This is a genomic window from Methylobacterium sp. CCH5-D2, from assembly GCF_001556475.1.
Classification (GTDB): Bacteria; Pseudomonadota; Alphaproteobacteria; order Rhizobiales; family Beijerinckiaceae; genus Methylobacterium; species Methylobacterium hispanicum.
This window is the reverse complement of record NZ_LSIX01000970.1, coordinates 1-4,829: the sequence shown is the minus strand read 5'-3', so window position 1 is coordinate 4,829 and position 4,829 is coordinate 1. Positions and strand designations below refer to the sequence as shown.

Sequence of the window (4,829 nt, the reverse complement as noted above, 5' to 3'; positions counted from 1 at the left end):
GCCCTATATAGGCGCGGCGCGGCGGCTGCGAGCGGGCTCAGTTGCGCACTCGCGCCTCGGGCAGGTGCAGCAGGAGCGGATCCGCCGCCGTCGCCGTCCCGGTCACGGCGATCTCGGCCTGGGCCGCGTAGGCCGCGATCAGGCGCGGCCCGAGCTTCGGCACGTTGGGCCGGCCGGGCTCGTCCCCCTCCCCCGCCCCCGAGACGATCGAGAGCCGCACCGGGCCGCCCGCCTCGGCGTGGATCTCGATGGCGATCGCGCAGGCGACCGATTCCGCCGTGGCGTCCAGGCACTCCGCCACGATCTCGGCCACGATCATGCCCAGCGCGTTGGCGGTGCGCGGCTCCACGAGCCCCGTTCCGCCGCCGCCGACCTGCACGCCGATCCGCCCCGCGCGCCGGAGCTGGCCGAGGCCCGAGGCTAGGCGGTGGAGGTAGTCCTTGAGGTCGATGCTGGCGATGTGGGGGGCCTCGTGCAGGTGCTGCTGCACCAGCGCGATCGCCCGGACCCGCTGGCCCAGCGCCTCGAAGGAGCCGCGGCAGGGATCGGGCGCGGCCCGGCCGTAGAGGCCGATCAGGCTGACCATCACCTGGAGGTTGTTGCGCACCCGGTGGTAGACCTCGGCCAGCAGCGCCTCCTTCTCGGCCAGCGCGTGCTCGATATGCTCCTCGGCGTGCTTGCGGTCGGTGATGTCGAAGCAGGAGCCGAGATAGCCCCGGAAGCCGCCCTCCTCCACCAGGGGGCGCGCCGTGTCGAGGAGCCAGCGATAGGCCCCGTCGTGCCGGCGCAGGCGGAACTCCACCGTGAAGGGCTTGCGCGCCGCGAAGGCGTCGGCGACCACGCGGGCGTGGCGCTCGAAATCGTCCGGATGCAGGCCCTCGCGCCAGTCCCGGGCCAGCTCCTCGTCGAGGCTGCGGCCGGTGAATTCCAGCCAGCACTCGTTGTGGTGGATCGCCCGACCGGCAGGATCGGAGCGCCACATCATCAACGGCACCGCGTCGGCGAAGCGCCGGAAACTGTCGCTCAGTGCGGCGGCCTCGCCCGGCCCCGCGCCTCCTAGTGTCTCGACCGCCATGCTGTTCCCGACCCGGACGCCCGCGCCCAGACCGGCATGCGCGGGGTGGGCGCCGGTCAACGTGCCGGGATGAGCGCCGTTCCCCCCGCCGACGGCACCGCCCGGGACGAGCCCGGATCCAGGCGGAAAGTCTCCGGCCGCTCGGGGGCACACGTCCCGCATCCCAGATTTTTAGCCTAGAATCGGTTTTTTATCATTGACAGCGCAACGCTCCCGGGTTAGGGTTCAGGCATTCTCCAGAAGTGTGACGAGAGGCGGGGATGGCCTGGCCAAGCCCTTACACGCCGGAGCAGCGCGCCGAGGCGGCCCGCCTCCTGCGCGAGACCGACCGGCCGATCTGCGCCATCGCGGCGGAACTCGGGATCCCGGCCGGCACGGTGAGCGGCTGGAACCTGCGGGAGGGCTGGCGCCGGGCGCGGCCGCGGGTCTCGCAGCTCAGCCCGGCGACCTGGCCGCAGGCGCGCCGCGAGGCGGTGGCGCGCATCTACTACGAGCCGCGGGTGGCGCCCCAGGATCTCGCCGAGGCGATCGGCGTGGGGCGAACCTCGGCGACGGCCTTCTACCGGGCGCTGGGCATCACCCTGCGGCGCCGCGGCGCCGGCCCGGCCACGCCGCCGCCCCTCCCGCTCGACGCCGCCTCCGCGGCGGACGGGCCGGCCCTGCGGGCGGCCCTGCGCGGGCACGTCGCCCGCCAGATCGCGGCCTTCGACGCCGCGCTCTCGGGCGCGGGGGCCGCGGTGGTCGATTCGGCCCGGGTCCTGCGCGACCTCGGCGGGCTGAAGCGGCTCCTCGACGAACTGGCGCAGGCGCGGGAGGGGGGCGATGGCGAGCCGGGGCGCGACGACCTTGCCCGCGAGGACGCCGAGGACGGCGCCGGGAACCTCGCCGACGACCTGCCGGCCCTGCGCGCGGCACTCGCGCGCCGCCTGGCCGGCGCAGCTCGGCGAGGCGGCGCTCGCCCGCGCGCTCGGCGGCCTGCCGGCCCCGGCGCTGCGGGCGCTGGCGCGTGACTGGCTGTTCCAGGCCCGGCCCGACCAGCTGCCGCCCTGCCTGCCGCCCTGCCCGGAGGCGGAGCCCTGGACGCTCTGGGCCGTGGTCGGCGGGCGCGGCTGCGGCAAGACCCGCACGGGGGCGGAGTGGGTCGATGCGCTGGCCCGGGGCGATCCGGCCTTCACGGCCGAGCCCGTCGGGCGCATCGCCCTGGTGGCCGAGACCTTCGCGGACCTGCGCGAGGTGATGGTCGAGGGCCCCTCGGGGCTGCTGGGCATCCCGGCGCGGGGCCCGAGGCCCCGCTGGTCGCCGAGCCGGCGCCGGCTCACCTGGCCGAACGGCGCGGTGGCGCAGGGCTTCTCCGCGGAGGACCCGGATTCGCTCCGCGGCCCCCAGTTCGGCGCCGCGTGGTGCGACGAGCTGGCCAAGTGGCCCCGGCCCGAGGCCGCCTTCGACATGCTGCAGTTCGGCCTGCGGCTCGGGCGCCACCCGCGCGCCCTCGTCACCACCACGCCGCGGCCGATCCCGCTGCTCCGGCGGCTGCTGGCGGCCCCCCGCACGGCGGTGAGCCGCGCCCGCACCCACGACAACGCCGCGCACCTCGCCCCCGCCTTCCTGGAGACCGTGACGGCGCGCTACGGCGGCACCCGTCTCGGCCGGCAGGAACTCGACGGCGAGTTGATCGAGGACCGCCCCGACGCGCTCTGGAGCCGGGCCGGGATCGAGGCCGCCCGCGTGGCGGCCGCGCCCGCGCTCGCCCGGATCGTGGTCGCGGTCGATCCGCCGGCGACCTCCGGCGCCCGCTCGGACGCCTGCGGCCTCGTCGCCGCGGGGGTGGCGGGCGAGCACGCCTACGTGCTGGCCGACGCCAGCCTGCCCCGCGCCACCCCGGAGGCCTGGGCCGGCGCCGCGCTCGCGCTCTACCACCGCCTCGCGGCGGACGCGCTGGTGGTCGAGGTGAACCAGGGCGGCGAGATGGCCAGCGCCGTGCTGCGCCAGTGCGACCCGGCCGTGCAGGTCACGCCCGTGCGGGCCACGCGCGGCAAGTTCCTGCGGGCCGAGCCGGTCTCGCTGCTCTACGCGCAGGGGCGGGTGCACCATGCTGGGGCGTTCCCGGCGCTGGAGGACGAGCTCTGCGATTTCGGGCCGGATGGGCTGAGTGGTGGCGGTTCGCCGGACCGGCTCGACGCGCTGGTCTGGGCGGTGACGGCGCTTCTGCTGGACGGGGGCGGGGCGCCGCGAATCCGGGGGCTGTGAGCGGGCGGTCTAGGAGCTTGAGGTTGAGCCTCGAGGACCGATCTCTCCGGTATTATGCAGCAACCTCACCCAAAAGCGTTGAGGTTGAGGATTGATAAAAGTTAATGCATTTTAACCTTTTGTTGCCCGGTCGGCAGGTAGCCTCTATCTTGTTGGGGCGGGTTGTCCCCGCTTTCCTGCCATAGCCGATCATGTCGTAGGCGCTGCGCGCTTATGGCATCGCGTTATTATGCAGCACGCTCACGCAGAGCGCCGGGACCACCATCGATCCATGTCCCGGGGAGGAGCGGAGCAGTAAAACGCCGCACTAACCCAACCGCTCCGCCGCCGCCCGCGTCGCCGCCAACCGCTGCTCCTGCCGCCCCCTCGCCCGCGCCTTGGCCTCGGCCACGAGCGCCGGCCCGGCGCCCTCCGGCGAGCCGGCCGAGAAGGGCGGGGCCGGGTCGTATTCCAGGCCGAGCTGGACGAGCTTGGCGGCCTCGGGGCCGCAGAGCTCGGCCACGACCGCGAGGCCGAAATCGATGCCCGCCGTGACGCCGCCGCCGGTGATCCGGTCCCGGTCGCGCACCACGCGCTCGGCCACCGGGATCGCGCCGAGCAGCGCGAGCTGGTCGCGCGACATCCAGTGGCAGGCCGCCCGGTAGCCGCGCAGCAGCCCGGCCGCGCCGAGCACCAGCGAGCCGGTGCAGACCGAGGTGGTGAAGCGCGCGCCCGCCGATTGCAGGCGCAGGAAGCCGAGCGTCTCGTCGTCGTCCATCAGCGCGACCTGGCCGCGCCCGCCCGGCACGCAGATCACGTCCAGCGGCGGGCAGTCGGCGAAGGTCGTGGTCGGCACCATGCGCCAGCCCGCGCTGTTCGTGACGGGCGCGGGCGTCTTCCAGATCAGGTGCAGCTCCGCGCCCGGCACCGCGCCGAACACCTCGGCCGGCCCCGCGAGGTCGAGCTGCATCAGGTCCGGAAACATCAGAATGCCGAAGCGCATCGCCGCTCGCCTCACCCCTGTCTGGCCGCGGGCATTATCCGCCCTCGCCGGCCGGAGGACCAGGGGTTCGGCGCGGGATCCGGCGAGGGGCGCGGCGAGGGCCGCGCCCGCCGGGCTCAGCGACCGCCGCCGCCGCCCTGGGGCGCGACGCGCGAGGGCTGGCCGGCATTGCCGGCCGCCGCCGAGTCGTTCGAGATCACGTCCGCCGCCCGACCGGTCGGCGAGTAGCTGAGCGCGCCCTCGTCGCCGGTCGATCCGGTCTGGGGCGTCAGCACGCCCGGCGCGCCGGGCGGCACCACGACCGTGGTGCTGGTCGGGGTCTCGATCACCGCCTGCGCCGAGGCCGGCAGGGCGAGGGCGGCCACCGCGGCGGCGGCCAGGAGGATCGTCTTCATCGGATGGCATTCCCGTCTGCGGCGACAGAGGAATTCTGTCCCCGTACCCGGACACACAAACACCGCGCCCGCGCAAAGGATCCGTCGATCCCGCACCGCACCCGTCACGGCTGCGAGATCGGCCCCCGCC

5 protein-coding genes are annotated in these 4,829 nt (G+C 75.0%); 2 read left to right on the top strand and 3 right to left on the bottom strand.

Translation table 11 applies throughout. The annotated features are described in order from the left end of the window. Nucleotides 1-37: 37 nt before the first annotated feature. Nucleotides 38-1,075: a PAS domain S-box protein gene (locus tag AX737_RS26370; protein ID WP_066926637.1), complete on the bottom strand. Its 1,038-nt coding sequence runs from the start codon at nt 1,073-1,075 to the stop codon at nt 38-40. 260 nt (nt 1,076-1,335) lie between these two features. Between AX737_RS26370 and AX737_RS36465 the strand changes: the two genes are divergently transcribed. Both AX737_RS36465 and AX737_RS26360 read left to right on the top strand, forming a co-directional pair. Continuing rightward, nucleotides 1,336-2,085: a hypothetical protein gene (locus tag AX737_RS36465; protein ID WP_066926635.1), complete on the top strand. Its 750-nt coding sequence runs from the start codon at nt 1,336-1,338 to the stop codon at nt 2,083-2,085. Next, complete coding sequence (locus AX737_RS26360; protein ID WP_066926641.1) at nt 2,051-3,322, top strand: terminase family protein; 1,272 nt, start codon at nt 2,051-2,053, stop codon at nt 3,320-3,322. Before AX737_RS36465 ends, AX737_RS26360 begins: the two co-directional genes overlap by 35 nt. Nucleotides 3,323-3,629: 307 nt before the next feature. Here the strand turns inward: AX737_RS26360 and AX737_RS36460 are convergent, their stop codons facing one another. Both AX737_RS36460 and AX737_RS36455 read right to left on the bottom strand, forming a co-directional pair. Then, nucleotides 3,630-4,304, bottom strand: a complete 675-nt coding sequence (locus tag AX737_RS36460; protein ID WP_066926633.1) for a DJ-1/PfpI family protein — start codon at nt 4,302-4,304, stop codon at nt 3,630-3,632. A 116-nt stretch (nt 4,305-4,420) separates the two neighbouring features. Continuing rightward, on the bottom strand, nt 4,421-4,699 hold the full coding sequence (locus tag AX737_RS36455; protein WP_156453975.1) for a hypothetical protein: 279 nt from the start codon (nt 4,697-4,699) through the stop codon (nt 4,421-4,423). Nucleotides 4,700-4,829: the final 130 nt, after the last annotated feature.

Excerpts from the sequence above, each read along its gene's own strand:
- AX737_RS26370 (WP_066926637.1), bottom strand. The coding sequence starts at position 1,075 with ATGGCGGTCGAGACACTAGGAGGCGCGGGGCCGGGCGAGGCCGCCGCA.
- AX737_RS36465 (WP_066926635.1), top strand. The coding sequence starts at position 1,336 with ATGGCCTGGCCAAGCCCTTACACGCCGGAGCAGCGCGCCGAGGCGGCC.
- AX737_RS36460 (WP_066926633.1), bottom strand. The coding sequence starts at position 4,304 with ATGCGCTTCGGCATTCTGATGTTTCCGGACCTGATGCAGCTCGACCTC.
- AX737_RS36455 (WP_156453975.1), bottom strand. The coding sequence starts at position 4,699 with ATGAAGACGATCCTCCTGGCCGCCGCCGCGGTGGCCGCCCTCGCCCTG.